Origin of the sequence: Streptomyces pseudovenezuelae, assembly GCF_029892565.1 — a bacterium.
GTDB classification, from domain to species: Bacteria; Actinomycetota; Actinomycetes; order Streptomycetales; family Streptomycetaceae; genus Streptomyces; species Streptomyces pseudovenezuelae_A.
In genome coordinates this window covers 1-13088 of the sequence record NZ_JARXVH010000021.1, presented here as the reverse complement: position 1 = coordinate 13088, position 13088 = coordinate 1, and the positions used below count along the sequence as shown (strand labels likewise).

General features: G+C 70.1%; 13 protein-coding genes and 1 pseudogene. 7 read left to right on the top strand and 7 right to left on the bottom strand.

Annotated features, from left to right (window positions below; genetic code table 11):
- Positions 1-102: 102 nt before the first annotated feature.
- From M2283_RS42330 to M2283_RS42315, 4 genes are read left to right on the top strand one after another with little or no spacing between them, the layout of a single operon-like run.
- A complete protein-coding gene (locus M2283_RS42330; RefSeq protein ID WP_280881908.1) occupies positions 103-903 on the top strand; it encodes an ABC transporter permease in 801 nt (266 codons plus the stop codon).
- 1 nt (position 904) lies between these two features.
- Positions 905-1717 carry an ABC transporter permease gene (locus M2283_RS42325; protein WP_280881907.1) on the top strand — a complete coding sequence of 271 codons (813 nt, stop codon included), beginning with the start codon at positions 905-907 and terminating at the stop codon, positions 1715-1717.
- A gap of 10 nt (positions 1718-1727) precedes the next feature.
- On the top strand, positions 1728-2729 hold the full coding sequence (locus M2283_RS42320) for an ABC transporter ATP-binding protein (protein WP_280881906.1): 1002 nt from the start codon (positions 1728-1730) through the stop codon (positions 2727-2729).
- Positions 2730-2762: 33 nt separating this feature from the next.
- A complete protein-coding gene (locus M2283_RS42315; RefSeq protein ID WP_280881905.1) occupies positions 2763-3614 on the top strand; it encodes a DUF1707 SHOCT-like domain-containing protein in 852 nt (283 codons plus the stop codon).
- A 28-nt stretch (positions 3615-3642) separates the two neighbouring features.
- Here M2283_RS42315 and M2283_RS42310 read toward each other — a convergent pair whose 3' ends face one another.
- Positions 3643-4977, bottom strand: coding sequence for an SGNH/GDSL hydrolase family protein (locus M2283_RS42310; RefSeq protein ID WP_280881904.1), 1335 nt, complete (start codon positions 4975-4977; stop codon positions 3643-3645).
- A gap of 218 nt (positions 4978-5195) precedes the next feature.
- Between M2283_RS42310 and M2283_RS42305 the strand changes: the two genes are divergently transcribed.
- Positions 5196-6548 (top strand): DUF445 domain-containing protein, encoded by a 1353-nt coding sequence (locus tag M2283_RS42305; RefSeq protein ID WP_432423205.1) that lies wholly within the window; start codon positions 5196-5198, stop codon positions 6546-6548.
- A gap of 165 nt (positions 6549-6713) precedes the next feature.
- Complete coding sequence (locus M2283_RS42300; RefSeq protein WP_280881902.1) at positions 6714-8261, top strand: MFS transporter; 1548 nt, start codon at positions 6714-6716, stop codon at positions 8259-8261.
- On the opposite strand, the gene M2283_RS42295 is transcribed toward M2283_RS42300, so the two are convergent.
- The 3 genes from M2283_RS42295 to M2283_RS42285 form a co-directional block, all read right to left on the bottom strand.
- Entirely contained in the window at positions 8239-9759 is a 1521-nt protein-coding gene (locus M2283_RS42295; RefSeq protein ID WP_280881901.1) for an alginate lyase family protein, read from the bottom strand. The genes M2283_RS42300 and M2283_RS42295 overlap by 23 nt on opposite strands.
- Positions 9760-9886: 127 nt before the next feature.
- Positions 9887-10189, bottom strand: coding sequence for a hypothetical protein (locus M2283_RS42290; protein ID WP_280881900.1), 303 nt, complete (start codon positions 10187-10189; stop codon positions 9887-9889).
- A gap of 186 nt (positions 10190-10375) precedes the next feature.
- Positions 10376-11176 (bottom strand): alpha/beta fold hydrolase, encoded by an 801-nt coding sequence (locus M2283_RS42285; RefSeq protein ID WP_280881899.1) that lies wholly within the window; start codon positions 11174-11176, stop codon positions 10376-10378.
- 61 nt (positions 11177-11237) lie between these two features.
- On the opposite strand from M2283_RS42285, the gene M2283_RS42280 reads away from it, so the two are divergent.
- Complete coding sequence (locus tag M2283_RS42280; protein WP_280881898.1) at positions 11238-11723, top strand: MarR family winged helix-turn-helix transcriptional regulator; 486 nt, start codon at positions 11238-11240, stop codon at positions 11721-11723.
- Positions 11724-11976: 253 nt separating this feature from the next.
- Here the strand turns inward: M2283_RS42280 and M2283_RS42275 are convergent, their stop codons facing one another.
- The 3 genes and pseudogenes from M2283_RS42275 to M2283_RS42265 form a co-directional block, all read right to left on the bottom strand.
- Complete coding sequence (locus tag M2283_RS42275) at positions 11977-12444, bottom strand: hypothetical protein (protein ID WP_280881897.1); 468 nt, start codon at positions 12442-12444, stop codon at positions 11977-11979.
- 93 nt (positions 12445-12537) lie between these two features.
- Positions 12538-12762 (bottom strand): DUF397 domain-containing protein, encoded by a 225-nt coding sequence (locus tag M2283_RS42270; protein ID WP_280881896.1) that lies wholly within the window; start codon positions 12760-12762, stop codon positions 12538-12540.
- 232 nt (positions 12763-12994) lie between these two features.
- Positions 12995-13088 (bottom strand): annotated as a pseudogene (locus tag M2283_RS42265) (IS5/IS1182 family transposase); the annotation flags it as partial.

The window sequence follows — 13088 nt, the reverse complement described above, 5'->3', positions numbered from 1 at the left end:
ATCGCGGCGCGCGTCCTGCCCGGAAAATGCGTGGCGTACGTCACCACCTGCGGGCTAGGCTCCTGCGCTTCGGTGTCGTGCGGGCCTGGGAGGTCGTTGAAGGTGGGCTCGGCACGGTTGTACGCGGCTGTCGCGGCGGGGGGTCTGAAGCGGTACGCGACGTACCGGGCGGCCACCGCGGCGGGAGTGTTCACCAACACCGTCTTCGGGCTGATCCTCGTGTACACGTATCTGGCGCTGTGGGACGAGCGGCCGCATCTCGGGGGGTACGACCAGGCGCAGGCCGTCACCTATGTGTGGCTCGGGCAGGCGCTGCTGGCGGCGCTGGCGATCGGGGGCGGCGGGGTCGAGAACGAGTTGATGGAGCGGATCCGCACCGGGGACATCGCGACCGACCTGTACCGGCCCGCGGATCTTCAACTGTGGTGGCTGGCGGCCGACGTGGGGCGCGCGCTGTTCCAGTTGCTGGGGCGGGGCGTGATCCCGTTCGTCTTCGGCGCACTGGTGTTTCCGGTGGCGCTGCCGGGCTCCTGGGTTACCTGGGCGGCGTTCCTGGTGTCGGTGGCGCTGGGCATGGCGGTCGGTTTCGGCATCCGGTACCTGGTCGCGCTGCTCACGTTCTGGCTGATGGACGGCACGGGCGTGACGCACATGGCGATGCTCGTCGGGTTCTTCTGCTCGGGGATGGTGCTGCCGCTGAACGTGTTCCCGGGCGCGCTCGGCGAGGTCGTGCGGATGCTGCCCTGGTCGGCGCTGCTGCAGAAGCCGGCGGACGTGCTGCTGGGGGAGGCGGATCCGTGGTCGACGTTCGCGTTCCAGGGGGCGTGGGCGGTGGTGCTGCTGGTGGCGGGGCGGCTGGTGCAGTCGGTGGCGACGCGGAGGGTGGTCGTACAGGGTGGCTGACATGGGCGGAGTGGTCGACGGGCTGCGCACCTATCGCATGATCGCCGCGATGTGGATGCGCTCGACGATGGCGTACCGCACGTCTTTCGTGATGACGACGTTCGCCAACTTCGCGGTCACCGCGCTCGACTTCGTCGCGATCCTGCTGATGTTCTCGCGGGTCGACGAGCTCGGCGGCTGGCCGCTGTCCGAAGTGGCCTTTCTGTACGGTCTGTCGTGCGTCTCGTTCGGTCTCGCGGATCTGGCGATCGGCTCGATGGAGCGGCTGGGCCAGCGAGTTCGGGACGGCACGCTGGACACGCTCCTTGTGCGGCCGGCGCCGGTGCTCGCGCAGGTGGCCGCCGACCGCTTCGGGCTGCGCCGCCTGGGGCGTGTCACGCAGGGGGCGTTGGTGCTCGGATACGCGCTGCTGTCCGTCGACATCGGGTGGACGCCGGTGAAGGTGGCGCTGATGCCGGTGATCCTGCTGAGCGGCGCGGGCATCTTCTGCGCGGTGTTCGTGGCGGGCGCGGCCTTCCAGTTCGTGGCGCAGGACGCGTCGGAGGTGCAGAACGCGTTCACGTACGGGGGGACGACGCTGTTGCAGTACCCGCCCACCGTCTTCGGCCAGGAGCTGGTGCGCGGGGTGACGTTCGTGCTGCCGCTGGCCTTCGTCAACTGGGTGCCCGCGGCCTATCTGTTGGGGCGTCCGCTGCCGCTGGGTATGCCGCGGTGGACGGCGTTCGTGTCACCGCTGGTGGCGGTCGCGTGCTGCGCGTTGGCGGGGCTGGCCTGGCGGGTGGGTCTCAGGTCCTATCGGAGTACGGGGAGTTAGCGAGCAGACGATGGACCCTTTCATTGAACTCGACCGGGTCGAGAAGGTCTTCGACGTCCGCCGGAAGACCGGTTTCCTCAAACGGGAGCGCCGGCAGGTCCGGGCCGTCGACGGCATCTCCTTCACCGTCGCGCCCGGCGAGATGGTCGGCTACATCGGCCCGAACGGTGCCGGGAAGTCGACGACCATCAAGATGCTGACCGGCATCCTCACGCCGAGCGGCGGCCGGCTGCGGGTGGCGGGCATCGACCCGTCCCGTGAGCGCACGCGCCTGGCGCACCGGATCGGCGTGGTGTTCGGGCAGCGTACGACGCTGTGGTGGGACCTGCCGCTGATCGACTCGTACAAGCTGATGCACCGCATGTACCGCATCCCGGACGCCCGTTACCGCGAGAACCTCGACCGCTGTGTCGAACTCCTGGAGCTGGCCGACCTGTTGGACGTGCCCGTCCGGCAGCTCTCGCTCGGGCAGCGGATGCGGGGCGACATCGCGGCGGCGCTGCTGCACGACCCGGAGGTGCTGTACCTCGACGAGCCGACGATCGGTCTGGACGTCATGTCCAAGGCCAAGGTGCGGGGTTTTCTGCGGGAGTTGAACTCCGAGCGCGGCACGACGGTCCTGCTGACCACGCACGACCTCCAGGACATCGAGCAGCTCTGCTCGCGGGTGATGGTCATCGACCACGGGCGCATGATGTACGACGGTCCGCTCACCGGGCTGCACGAGGTGGGGGAGAGCGAGCGGACGCTGGTGGTGGACCTGGAGCGGGAGCTGGGGCCGATCGAGATCCCGGACGCGCGCGTGGTGAAGGTGGAGGGGCCGCGCCAGTGGCTGGCCTTCCCGGCGTCGGGGTCGGCGGCTCCGCTGGTCGCGCGGATCGCGGCGGAGTATCCGCTGGTGGACCTGTCGGTGCGCGAGCCGGACATCGAGGCGGTCATCGCCAAGATGCTGCACTCCTTGGGGGACAGCCCGAAATCCCCGCCGGAACAGGCCGAGGAAGCGGTCTCGTAGCCCTCGGCGGAGTGACCTCGTAGGCTGCTGTACATGACCGACGACGCAGTTCCGGAGCTTCGCGCCTCCGACGCCGACCGTGAGCGGGTCTCGGAGATCCTGCGGGACGCCCTCGCGGAGGGCCGACTCGACATGGAGGAGTTCGAGGAGCGGCTGGAGGCCACGTACAAGGCGCGGACGTACGGCGAACTGACGCCGATCACCCGTGATCTGCCGGCCCCCGGGGTCGCCCCGCCGCCGGTGAGCATGGTCAAGGAGCCGGTGGACAGCGGGAGTTGGGCCGGCCGGGTGGTCGGCGGCGAGGGTTCGTCGACCTGGGCCGTCGCCGTGATGTCCGGCTTCCAGCGCAAGGGGCGCTGGACCGTGCCCAAGCGGTTCAACTCCTTCTGTTTCTGGGGCGGTGGCGACATCGACCTGCGCGAGGCGAACTTCGCGGACCGCGAGGTCGTGATCAACTGCATCGCGATCATGGGCGGGGTGAACGTGACCGTGCCGCCCGGCGTCGAGGTCGTCGTGCGCGGCATCGGGATCATGGGCGCCTTCGACAGCCGCGAGGACGGCGTGCCCGGCGACCCGGGGGCGCCGCGCGTGATCGTCACCGGCTTCGCCTTCTGGGGCGGCGTCGACGTCGAGCGCAAGCTGACCAGGGAGGAGCGGCGCCGCATCAAGGAGGAGCGCCGCCAGGAGAAGCTGGAACGCAGGGGCTCGGCGCGCGAGCTGCCGGAGTCCTCGCACGGGGACGTGCACGACGCCCACCACCGCATACTCGACGGCCGCCACCGCGACGCCCACCGCGAACGCAACGAGGAGCGGCGCGAGCGCCAGGAGGAGCGCCGCCGGGAACGCCGTGAGGAGCGCGACCGGCGACGGTTCGGGGACTACTGAGACGCGTGCTGCCCGGCCGGCGGGCGCGTCACAGCTCGGCCGGTGCCGAGCCCTTCAGGTCGTCCAGGTCGAAGACCTCCGCCATCCGCGCGTACCCCTTGTCGCTGGGGTGGAGATGGTCGCCGGAGTCGTAGTCGGAGCGCAGCCGGCGCGGGTCGTACGGGTCGCGCAGGGCCCGGTCGAAGTCGACGACCGCGTCGAACACCGTGCCCGACCGGATCATCGCGTTGACCTCTTGCCGTACGCCGTCGCGGTCCCCGGAGTAGCCGCGGTGCCCCCGGAAGGGCATCAGGGTCGCGCCGACGACCTTGATGCCGCGGGCGTGGGCCTGGCGGACCAGGGCGCGCAGGCCGTCGAGGATCCGGTCCGGGTCGGCGAGCCGCGGGTTGCGCAGGATGTCGTTGACGCCGAGGTCGATGATCACGACCTTGACGTTCGTGCGGGAGAGCGCGTCACGGGCGAAGCGCTCCAGGCCGCTCTGGTTGTCGGCGGGGCGGCCGAGGCCGTCGGTGAGGATCTGGTTGCCGCTGATGCCCTGGTTGATCACGCTGTAGCGGGGCACGTCCCGGCCGGACTCGACGGCCGTGCGCAGCCGCTGCGCGAGGACGTCCGTCCAGCGGTGGTTGGCGTCCGTGGTGGAGGAGATGCCGTCGGTGAGCGAGTCCCCGAAGGCGACCACGGTGCCGTCCGACTCGTTGCTCAGCACGTCCAGCGCGGTCAGGTAGCGCCAGAACGCCGTCTGCTGGGTGTACGCCGCGCCGCTCACGTCCTCGGTGAGGTCGCCGTCGGCGACGTAGGAGATCTGGCGGGCGTGCGGGTGGTAGGTGACCGGGCCGGACGCGGTGGGGGAGTACGTGGTGACCAGGACGTCGCCGCCCTGCGGGATCACGATGCGGACCGCGTCGCTCAGCACCTGGCCGCCGGCCGGGATGACGACGGTGGTGGCGCCGCCGAAGGTCAGCCGCAGCATCGTCTGCGCGGTGGCGGCGGCGCTGCGGCTCGTGGCGGCGACGGCGATCGACGCGTTGGTGAGGGTCAGCGCCGACTGCCCGTAGAGGTTGGACAGCGTGACGCGGGCGCCGGTGCCGCCCACGCTCGCGTGCACGACGTTGCGCACCGAGCGTCCCGCGAGGCCGTAGGTCTCGGTGCCGGGCTCGGCACCCGCCGGGGACGCGGACCAGGAACCGACCCAGGTGCCGGTGGAGACGGGGGCGGCGGAGTTGTGCGGGGCGCCTCCCGCGCCGAGTGCGTGTGTGCTTGTCCTGCCGTCGTCGGCGGCGACACCGACGTATATGGCGGCGGACATGCCGACGATCAGGGCGACGATCGCCGACAGCAGGGCATAACCATTGAGTCTGGCCATGCGGTGCGTGTCTCCTCAGCTGTGATGAGGGGTAGTCGACCAGGACCCCCCACTGGGTCGCCGGAGTTCGTCACGAATTCCCCCTACCGACAGACGGCGGGAACTCTTGTTCCGTTCCGGGAGTCGGTCAGGAAGGGACAATATGTGCAGGGGATCACGAACGGGTGGAGTGGATGGAACGTACGAATCCGGATGAAGCGGGATCAAGCGACGTCGCCATGAAGCATGCCCGGCCCGAGTCGGCGGACGACCTCGCCACTCCGGCAGGCGGCCGTGCCGCGGCCACCCCCGCTCCGGTCGCCCGCGCGATGACGACGTTCAGCCCCGCCGACGAGGAGAAGCGGCGCGGGGTGCGCCGTATGAAACTCACCGCGACCGGTCTGCTGCTGTTCGTGGCCGTCGTCTACGTCCTCGCCAAGTGGGCCTCCCACGAGGGCGCCGGCGGCTGGGCGGACTATGTCGCCGCGGCGGCGGAGGCCGGCATGGTCGGCGCGATGGCGGACTGGTTCGCGGTCACCGCCCTCTTCCGCCACCCGCTCGGCCTGCCCATCCCGCACACCGCGATCATCCCGACCAAGAAGGACCAACTCGGCGTCTCCCTGGGCGAGTTCGTCGGGGAGAACTTCCTCTCCCAGGACGTCGTACGACAGCGGCTGCGCGCCGTCGGCATCGGCAGCCGGCTCGGCGTCTGGCTGGCGGACCCTGAGCACGCGGACCGGGTGACGGCGGAGCTGTCGGCGGCCCTGCGCGGCGCCCTGACCGTGCTGCGCGACTCCGACGTCCAGGCGATCGTCGGCGAGGCGATCACCCGCCGGGCCGACGCCCAGGAGATCGCGCCCGGCATCGGGAAGACGCTGGAGAAGATCGTCGCCGACGGCGGCCACAAGCGGGTCGTCGACCTGATCGTCACGCGCGCGCACGACTGGCTGGTCCTGCACGACGAGCAGGTCATGGACGCCGTCCAGGGCGGGGCGCCCGGCTGGACCCCGCGGTTCGTCGACAAGAAGGTCGGCGAGCGCGTCTACAAGGAGCTGCTGCGCTTCGTCACCGAGATGCGGGACATGCCCTCGCACCCCGCGCGCGGGGCCCTCGACCGCTTCCTCACCGACTTCGCCTCCGACCTCCAGTCCGACACCGAGACCCGCGCGCGGATCGAGCGGCTCAAGGGCGAGGTGCTGGGCCGCGGCGAGGTCCAGGACCTGATCGCCTCGGCCTGGACCTCCGTACGCTCGATGATCGTCTCGGCGGCCGAGGACGAGCGCAGCGAGCTGCGGCTGCGCGTGCGGGCCTCGCTGCTCTCGCTGGGCGCGCGGATGGCCGTGGACGCCAAGCTCCAGGCCAAGGTCGACGGCTGGGTGGAGGGCGCGGCGGTGTACGTCGTCACCACCTACCGCGGCGAGATCACCTCCCTGATCACGGACACGGTGGCGGGCTGGGACGCCGAGCACACGACGAAGAAGATCGAGGCCAACATCGGCCGTGACCTGCAGTTCATCCGGATCAACGGCACGGTGGTGGGGTCGCTGGTGGGGCTGCTGATCTATGCGGTGTCGCGGGGGCTGGGGGCGTAGGCCCGGCCTGCGGGGCGTGCAAGGGGCGTGCGGGCGGGGCGAGCGGAGTGAAGGGCGGACGGGCAGGTCAGACGGGCGGAGGGCGTAAAGCGGGCGGGTGGGGGCACTCGGCGAAAGTTCCGACGGAGGTTCCGACGGATGGTTCGCTCGATGAGGAGGGAGCCCATGGCCACCGCTCAGGCCGAAGACGGCCGCATCGTGACCACCAGCATCCCCGCCCGCCTCGACCGGCTGCCCTGGTCGCGCTGGCACTGGACGATCGTCATCGGCCTCGGCACGGTGTGGATCCTCGACGGCCTGGAGGTCACGGTCGTCGGCAACATCGCCGGCCGCCTGTCCGAGCCCGGCAGCGGACTGCCGATCAGCTCCGGCGAGGTCACCGGCATCGCCGCCGCGCTGTATGTGGCCGGTGCCTGCTCCGGCGCCCTGTTCTGGGGCCGCCTGACCGACCGCTACGGCCGGAAGAAACTGTTCATGATCACCCTGATCGTCTATCTGGCGGCCACCGCCCTGACGGCGGTCTCCTTCCAGACCTGGTGGTTCTTCGCCTTCCGCTTCCTGACCGGCTTCGGCATCGGCGGCGAGTACGCGGCGATCAACTCCGCCATCGACGAACTGATCCCCGCGTTCCACCGCGGGCGCGTCGACCTGATCATCAACGGCAGCTTCTGGGTGGGCGCGGTCTTCGGCTCACTGCTGTCCATCGTCGCGCTGAACACCGCGATCCTGCCGGCCGACGTGGGCTGGCGCCTGACCTTCGCGCTCGGCGCGGTCCTGGCCCTGGTGATCCTTCTGGTACGACGACACGTCCCCGAAAGTCCACGGTGGCTGCTGATCCACGGCCGTGAGGACGAGGCGGAACGCATCGTCTCCTCGATCGAGGAGCGGGTCGAGGCGGAGAGGGGCGAACAACTCCCCGCGCCCGAGGGCGAGATCACCATCCACCAGCGCAAGAGCATCAGCTTCCTGGAGATCGGCCGCACCCTCTTCTCCGACTACCGCCGGCGCTCGGTCCTCGGCTTCTCCCTCTTCATCGGCCAGGCGTTCCTCTACAACGCGATCACCTTCGGCTTCGGCGCGATCCTGACGAAGTTCTACGACGTCCCGACCGGCAACACCGGCTACTACTTCGCCGTGATCGCCGTCGGCAACTTCTTCGGCCCCCTGCTGCTGGGCAAGCTCTTCGACACGGTCGGCCGCCGGACGATGATCTCGTCGACGTACCTCCTATCCGGGCTGCTGCTGTTCGGCACGGCCTGGCTCTTCGACCGAGGCTCGCTCAACGCGACCACGCTGACGGCCTGTTGGTGCGCGGTCCTGTTCTTCGCCTCCGCCGGCGCCTCCAGCGCCTACCTCACGGTCTCCGAGATCTTCCCGATGGAGACCCGCGCCATGTCCATCGCCTTCTTCTACGCCATCGGCACCGCCGCCGGTGGCATCACCGGCCCTCTCGTCTTCGCCGACCTCACCGAATCCGGCGTCGTCGGCGACACCACCCTCGCCTTCCAGATCGGCGCGGGGTTGATGTGCGCGGCGGGCATCGTCGCGGCGTTCCTCGCGGTGAACGCGGAACGGAGGTCGCTGGAGGACATCGCCACCCCGCTCACGGCGGTGGTGGCGAAGGCGGGGGCGGCGGTGAAGGGGGCGGCGACACCCGGGACTTCGGGAACCTCGGGGACTTCGGGGACGCCTATTCGGCGGCGTCCCGCCTGACCCGGTCCCGACGGCGCATCAGGAGCAGGCCTCCGGCGACGGTCGTGAGGCCTGCCGCCGCCGCCCATCCGATGACGTCACCGGAGCCGGTGGTGGCGAGGTCGCCGGTGGCGTCCGGGGACTCGGAAGGGGTGGCGGCGGACTGGGGCCGGGGGCCGGAGTCAGTGCCGGTACCGGCGCCGGATGCGGTGGCCGTCGGTGCCGGCGTCGACGGCGGTGTCCCGATCGGGGCGGGAGTGGCGCTGGTCGTCGCCTTGTCCCGCGTGAACGCGAGCGTGCCGAAGCCGAGTTGGTCGTATCCGCCGCTGTTGGGCCCGTAGTCACCGCCGCCGCCCTCGGGGGCGGACTTGGCGGCGATCTGGGTGAGATAGGTGGCCGACAGCCCGCGCCGCTTGGTGTAGTGGTTGGCGATCATCGCCCAGATGGGCCGGGTCATGGCCGGGTCGACGCCGGCCGCGGCGCTCGCGGTCTCGCTCCCCGACCACCCCGCGACGGCACCCTTCCGACGGGTGTTGGGCGTGTACGGCACCTGCCCGCCCATGCTCCACTTCGCCACGTACTGGGCGCCCTTGAGGAACCGGCTGTCGTCGTACCCGTACAGATCGACGCCTTGATTCCAGGCCATCTCGCACACTGTCCCCATGAGCCCGACGCCGAGCAGGGCGTGCCCCTGATCGCGCCCGGCCTCCAGCCACTCGCCGAGCCCGTCGTCGTGCAGGACGGGGATGGCGTTGCGGACGGACCCGAGGCCCGCGCCGTGCTTGAAGTAGTCGACGGCGCGGGCGACTTGGGCCTTGTCGTCGCAGAAGATGCCGGTGGCGAGGACGCAGGCGACGGCGGTGAGGTCCCAGTTGGTCCAGTAGTTGGTGACGACAGCGCCGTTGTGCTTGGCCAGGAAGCCGTCGCTGAGCGGCGCGAAGACCTTGCTCAGCATCTCCTGGAACCGGCCCAGCTCGAAGTCCCCGTGATCCCGGACGAGTTCGGCGGCGTTCGCGAACTGGTACCCGTACAGCCCGGCGGCCAGGAACCGGTCGGCCGACCCCTGCACCGAAGTCAGCTTGGCCGACCAGGAGTTGAGGATCGCGACGGCGGTGTCGGCGTGGGCGCTGTCGCCGCCGGCGTGGTAGCGCAGGGCGTTCTGGTAGGCGGCGTGGACGTCGTTGTAGAGGGTCGCGTAGTTCTGCGGCGTACCGCTGCCCCGGTACACGACGGCCTGCGGATTGGCCGTCCAACCGCTCTGCGCATGCCGGTTGGCGGTCAGCTTGGCGTATCCGGCGGTGTAGGGCGCGGCGCCGGCCTTCACCTTCGCGGCCATACGGGCCAGGTCGGCGCGGGTGTGGAGGAGACCGGGGTGCGCGTATCCGCCGACGGCGGCCGCGGGGGCGGCGGTTGTGGCCGTGAGGGTGGCCGCGGTGGCGGCAACGGCTGCGGTGCCGGTGGCCTTGAGGAGGGTGCGGCGGGTGAGGGCGTGGCGGCTGAGGTGTCGTGTGGCGTGCATGCGCAGGAGACGTACGGGGGTGGGGGCCGATAACGAAAACTGGCGGACGTCTCCGCCGACGCGTTATCGCCATGTTGGCCTGACGGACCCGGAGTCCCACGCCCCGCAGGCTTTACACCCAGAGGCCCTACCCCCGGCGGTCGGCCACCGCCCATGAGGCCAGTGCCACGGCGCCGGCGACGCCGAAGACGGCGGGCCAGGCGCCCACCTTCTTGGCCAGCGGATGCGACGCGGCGAAGGCGGCGACGTAGGCCCCGGTCAGCGCCCCCGCGGCCGTCCCGCCGGCCTGCCGCCGCCACTGCTGCGCGGCCGCGGCCCCGGCGACGGCCAGCACGACCCCACCGAGCTCCCGCTTCCGCGTCCAGCGAGCCACGCCATACCCACCGACAAGCCCGCCCGCGGCGACCACCGCGCTGGGAACCTTGGCCATGCGTGCCTCCTGAACCGTTTGACTGGTGTGGGGGGAGGCTAACCCGCGAGCGCCGGGGCTCTGAGGGCGGGGGCGAGGGCGTGAGGAGGCGAGGGGGGTGAGGGTGCGAGGGGGTGAGGGTGCGAGGAGACACCCGGGAAGTCGGCCTCCGACCCTGACCCTCGAATTGGCCTCCGGCCCTGACCCTCAAGCCGTCCGATCGAGGTGCTCGTCGATGAGCCGGAACGTGACCTCCGGCTGCTCAAGCTGCGGCAGGTGACCGGCCTTCGGCACGAGCTCGAACCGCCCGTCCCCGAAGGCGGACGCGTACGTGGCGCCGTAGGCGGGCGTGAAGAGCCCGTCGCTCTCGCCCCACACCAACAGTGCGGGCTGCCGCACCCGACCGAGGCGGCGCAGCAACTTCGGGTCGTGCATGTTGGGTTCACCGGCGAGGATCCGCATGGTCGCCATGTTGCCCTGACGGACGGCGAGTTGCTCGGCAGGAACGGTCGCGGGATCGACGTAGAAACGATCGGGATCGTGCCACGACAACTCGGCGGCGGCACGGGGATCGAGGGCGAAGAAGTCGGCGATCGGTTCGCCTTCGACGTACACACCCGCCGAGTTGATGAGCACGACCCCGCTGACGCGCTCCTGCTCGACGTCCCGTACGGCCATCTCGGCGGCGATCCAGCCACCCATGGAGGAGCCGATGACGAGGACGTCCTTCAGGTTCAGGTCCTGGAGGAGATGGAGGTAGGCGAGAGCGAGATCGTCGACGCCGGTGAGCCAGTCGGGGCGGGGGTTGCCGTCCCAACCGGGGTGGACGGGGGTGAGGACGCGCGCGCCATTCCCGGCGAGGTGCTGCGCGAGCCCGGCAACGGTGAAGGGGCCTCCGCCGCCGTGCAGGACCAGGACGGGGCGGCCGTCGGCGGGGCCGGTTTCGGTGACGGTGAGGGGCAGGTCGGGGTACACGGAGTACGCCTGGGAGAGGTTCTCTGAGGTCATGCGACCACTCTAACTAAACATCCTTATATAAGGAAGCTTAGCCTTGAGGTAAACTTCCTCCATGCCGGATGACCTGCCCTTTCAGCACCAACGCCAGCGTCAACGCGACCGCCAACGCGACCGCCAACTCCAACTTCAGCTCCTCGGCCGAGCGGTCAAGCAGACCCAGTACCGCCAACACCGGGCGCTGGACAGCGCGTTGGCCGCGATCGGGACGACGCTGTCCCAGTGGGACGCCTTGCGCGCGATCGCTCGGACGCCGGGGGCGTCGGCGCGCGAGCTGTCCGCGGCGACCTTTCAGACGGAACAGTCCTTCGGGACCCTGGCCACGCGTCTCTCCGCGCAGGCGTTGATCGAACGGCGGCCGGGGCGGGGGCGTCGGATCGAGCATCATCTGACGCCGGAGGGGGAGCGGGTGCTGAAGGCGGGGCAGGTGGTGGCGGATGGGGTGTTGGGGGAGTGTTTTGCGGGGTTGGGGGATGCGGATGTTGGGGTGTTGTTGGGGTTGTTGGATCGGTTGAACGAGGCGGCTTCCGAGGGCAGGTAGCGGGTTCCGAGGCCAGGGGGCCGGCGAAGTGAGTTACGGCCTCAGCATCTACAGCTTCGTGAACGGTGAGGCGGTCCGACCGGACGTGGACGCGGTCCGCGCAGTCCTTTCGCCGTACGCCGTGGCGCCGGAGAAGGTCGGCGGGGACGCTGATACCAGCCGATCACCTCGCCCTGAATATCTTCCGTGCCGGTAGCCAGTCGCTGTTGCCGCGGAACAGAGTGAGTCATCGTGATTGGCGAACGAGACTCGCTCACCGGACAGGACACGCCAGTTGAGGCCGCGAGCGGTTCGGCGAACACGTCACCAGCGCGAGCGACAGATACGAGGGACGTTCGAGATAGAAGCCGAGCGATACGTCTGTTCCCGACTCCAATCTTGCGGCGGCGGAGTCGACCACCGAGGCCAGGCGCGCGATGTCGCGCTCTGTCCCCGCGGCGAACCGGGGTGCGTGCTCAGCCAGTTGCTCGCTGAGCCACACAGCCGCTTCCTTGGCCTCGTCCCACGTGCCACGCACCAGAGGACGCGGTTTGACGAGCCAGTACGCCGTTTCCAGCGGCGGAAGATCAGCCTCGGCGAACCCGGCAGCGACTTCGCGATAGCGCTGGACGAGTTCCGGTTTGCTTCCAGCGCCGGGTGGCTCCGGATGCGGTGGGCGACGTAGGGCCTCCTCGTCGAAGCGTGCCTTCGGGCCTGCCCACAAAAAGCCGTGATGGTGCACCAGTTGTCCCCATCTGGCGTCGAGATCGGGGGAAAGGAACCGGTCCCGCCTCCCCGGGTACGGGAGCCGGGACCGGTCGGACAAGAGACGCGGTCAGACGGACAGCCCGAACCTCGCCGGATCGATGCCGGCCGCCTCCAACTCCTCGGTCGTGAAGCGCAGCGGTTCCGCGCCCGGCCGTTTGCTGTCGCCCAAGGCCCAGGCTTCATCGCCGATCCGAGCCAGCGTCACGCACCCTTCGGTGCAGGGGCCTCCGCATGCCTTCACGAACGAGGCTCCGTTGATGTCCAGCTCGTACAGGTAGCTTCCGTCCAGCATTTGCTGCACCTTCCTGTTCAACTGCCGCGGTCTTGAACGACCGCCGCCGCCCGTGTCGGGCGGGAGTTCTTGCCTGATTGATTTCGATGGGGTCGCGTGAATCCGTAGCAGTCGAAGTCAGTCAGCGGCGTGCGGTGCCAGCCTCTGGCGACCAGCGGCGACGAGGGAGCGCACAGCTCTCGGGTGGCACAGATCGCCGTCGTATCGCGGCGGCACCACCCAGTGAGCATCTTCAGCGGTGCCGCTCCAGGGTGAGGACGGCTTTGGTGATTGACGTCATGCGGTTCGGGCTGCACCGGGCGTGACGGAAGATTCGCCAGCATTTC

What these genes read in the sequence shown, in the direction of transcription:
- M2283_RS42325 (WP_280881907.1), top strand. Translation starts at nt 905, where the DNA reads ATGGGCGGAGTGGTCGACGGGCTGCGCACCTATCGCATGATCGCCGCG.
- M2283_RS42320 (WP_280881906.1), top strand. Translation starts at nt 1,728, where the DNA reads ATGGACCCTTTCATTGAACTCGACCGGGTCGAGAAGGTCTTCGACGTC.
- M2283_RS42315 (WP_280881905.1), top strand. Translation starts at nt 2,763, where the DNA reads ATGACCGACGACGCAGTTCCGGAGCTTCGCGCCTCCGACGCCGACCGT.
- M2283_RS42310 (WP_280881904.1), bottom strand. Translation starts at nt 4,977, where the DNA reads ATGGCCAGACTCAATGGTTATGCCCTGCTGTCGGCGATCGTCGCCCTG.
- M2283_RS42305 (WP_432423205.1), top strand. Translation starts at nt 5,196, where the DNA reads ATGAAGCATGCCCGGCCCGAGTCGGCGGACGACCTCGCCACTCCGGCA.
- M2283_RS42300 (WP_280881902.1), top strand. Translation starts at nt 6,714, where the DNA reads ATGGCCACCGCTCAGGCCGAAGACGGCCGCATCGTGACCACCAGCATC.
- M2283_RS42295 (WP_280881901.1), bottom strand. Translation starts at nt 9,759, where the DNA reads ATGCACGCCACACGACACCTCAGCCGCCACGCCCTCACCCGCCGCACC.
- M2283_RS42290 (WP_280881900.1), bottom strand. Translation starts at nt 10,189, where the DNA reads ATGGCCAAGGTTCCCAGCGCGGTGGTCGCCGCGGGCGGGCTTGTCGGT.
- M2283_RS42285 (WP_280881899.1), bottom strand. Translation starts at nt 11,176, where the DNA reads ATGACCTCAGAGAACCTCTCCCAGGCGTACTCCGTGTACCCCGACCTG.
- M2283_RS42280 (WP_280881898.1), top strand. Translation starts at nt 11,238, where the DNA reads ATGCCGGATGACCTGCCCTTTCAGCACCAACGCCAGCGTCAACGCGAC.
- M2283_RS42270 (WP_280881896.1), bottom strand. Translation starts at nt 12,762, where the DNA reads ATGCTGGACGGAAGCTACCTGTACGAGCTGGACATCAACGGAGCCTCG.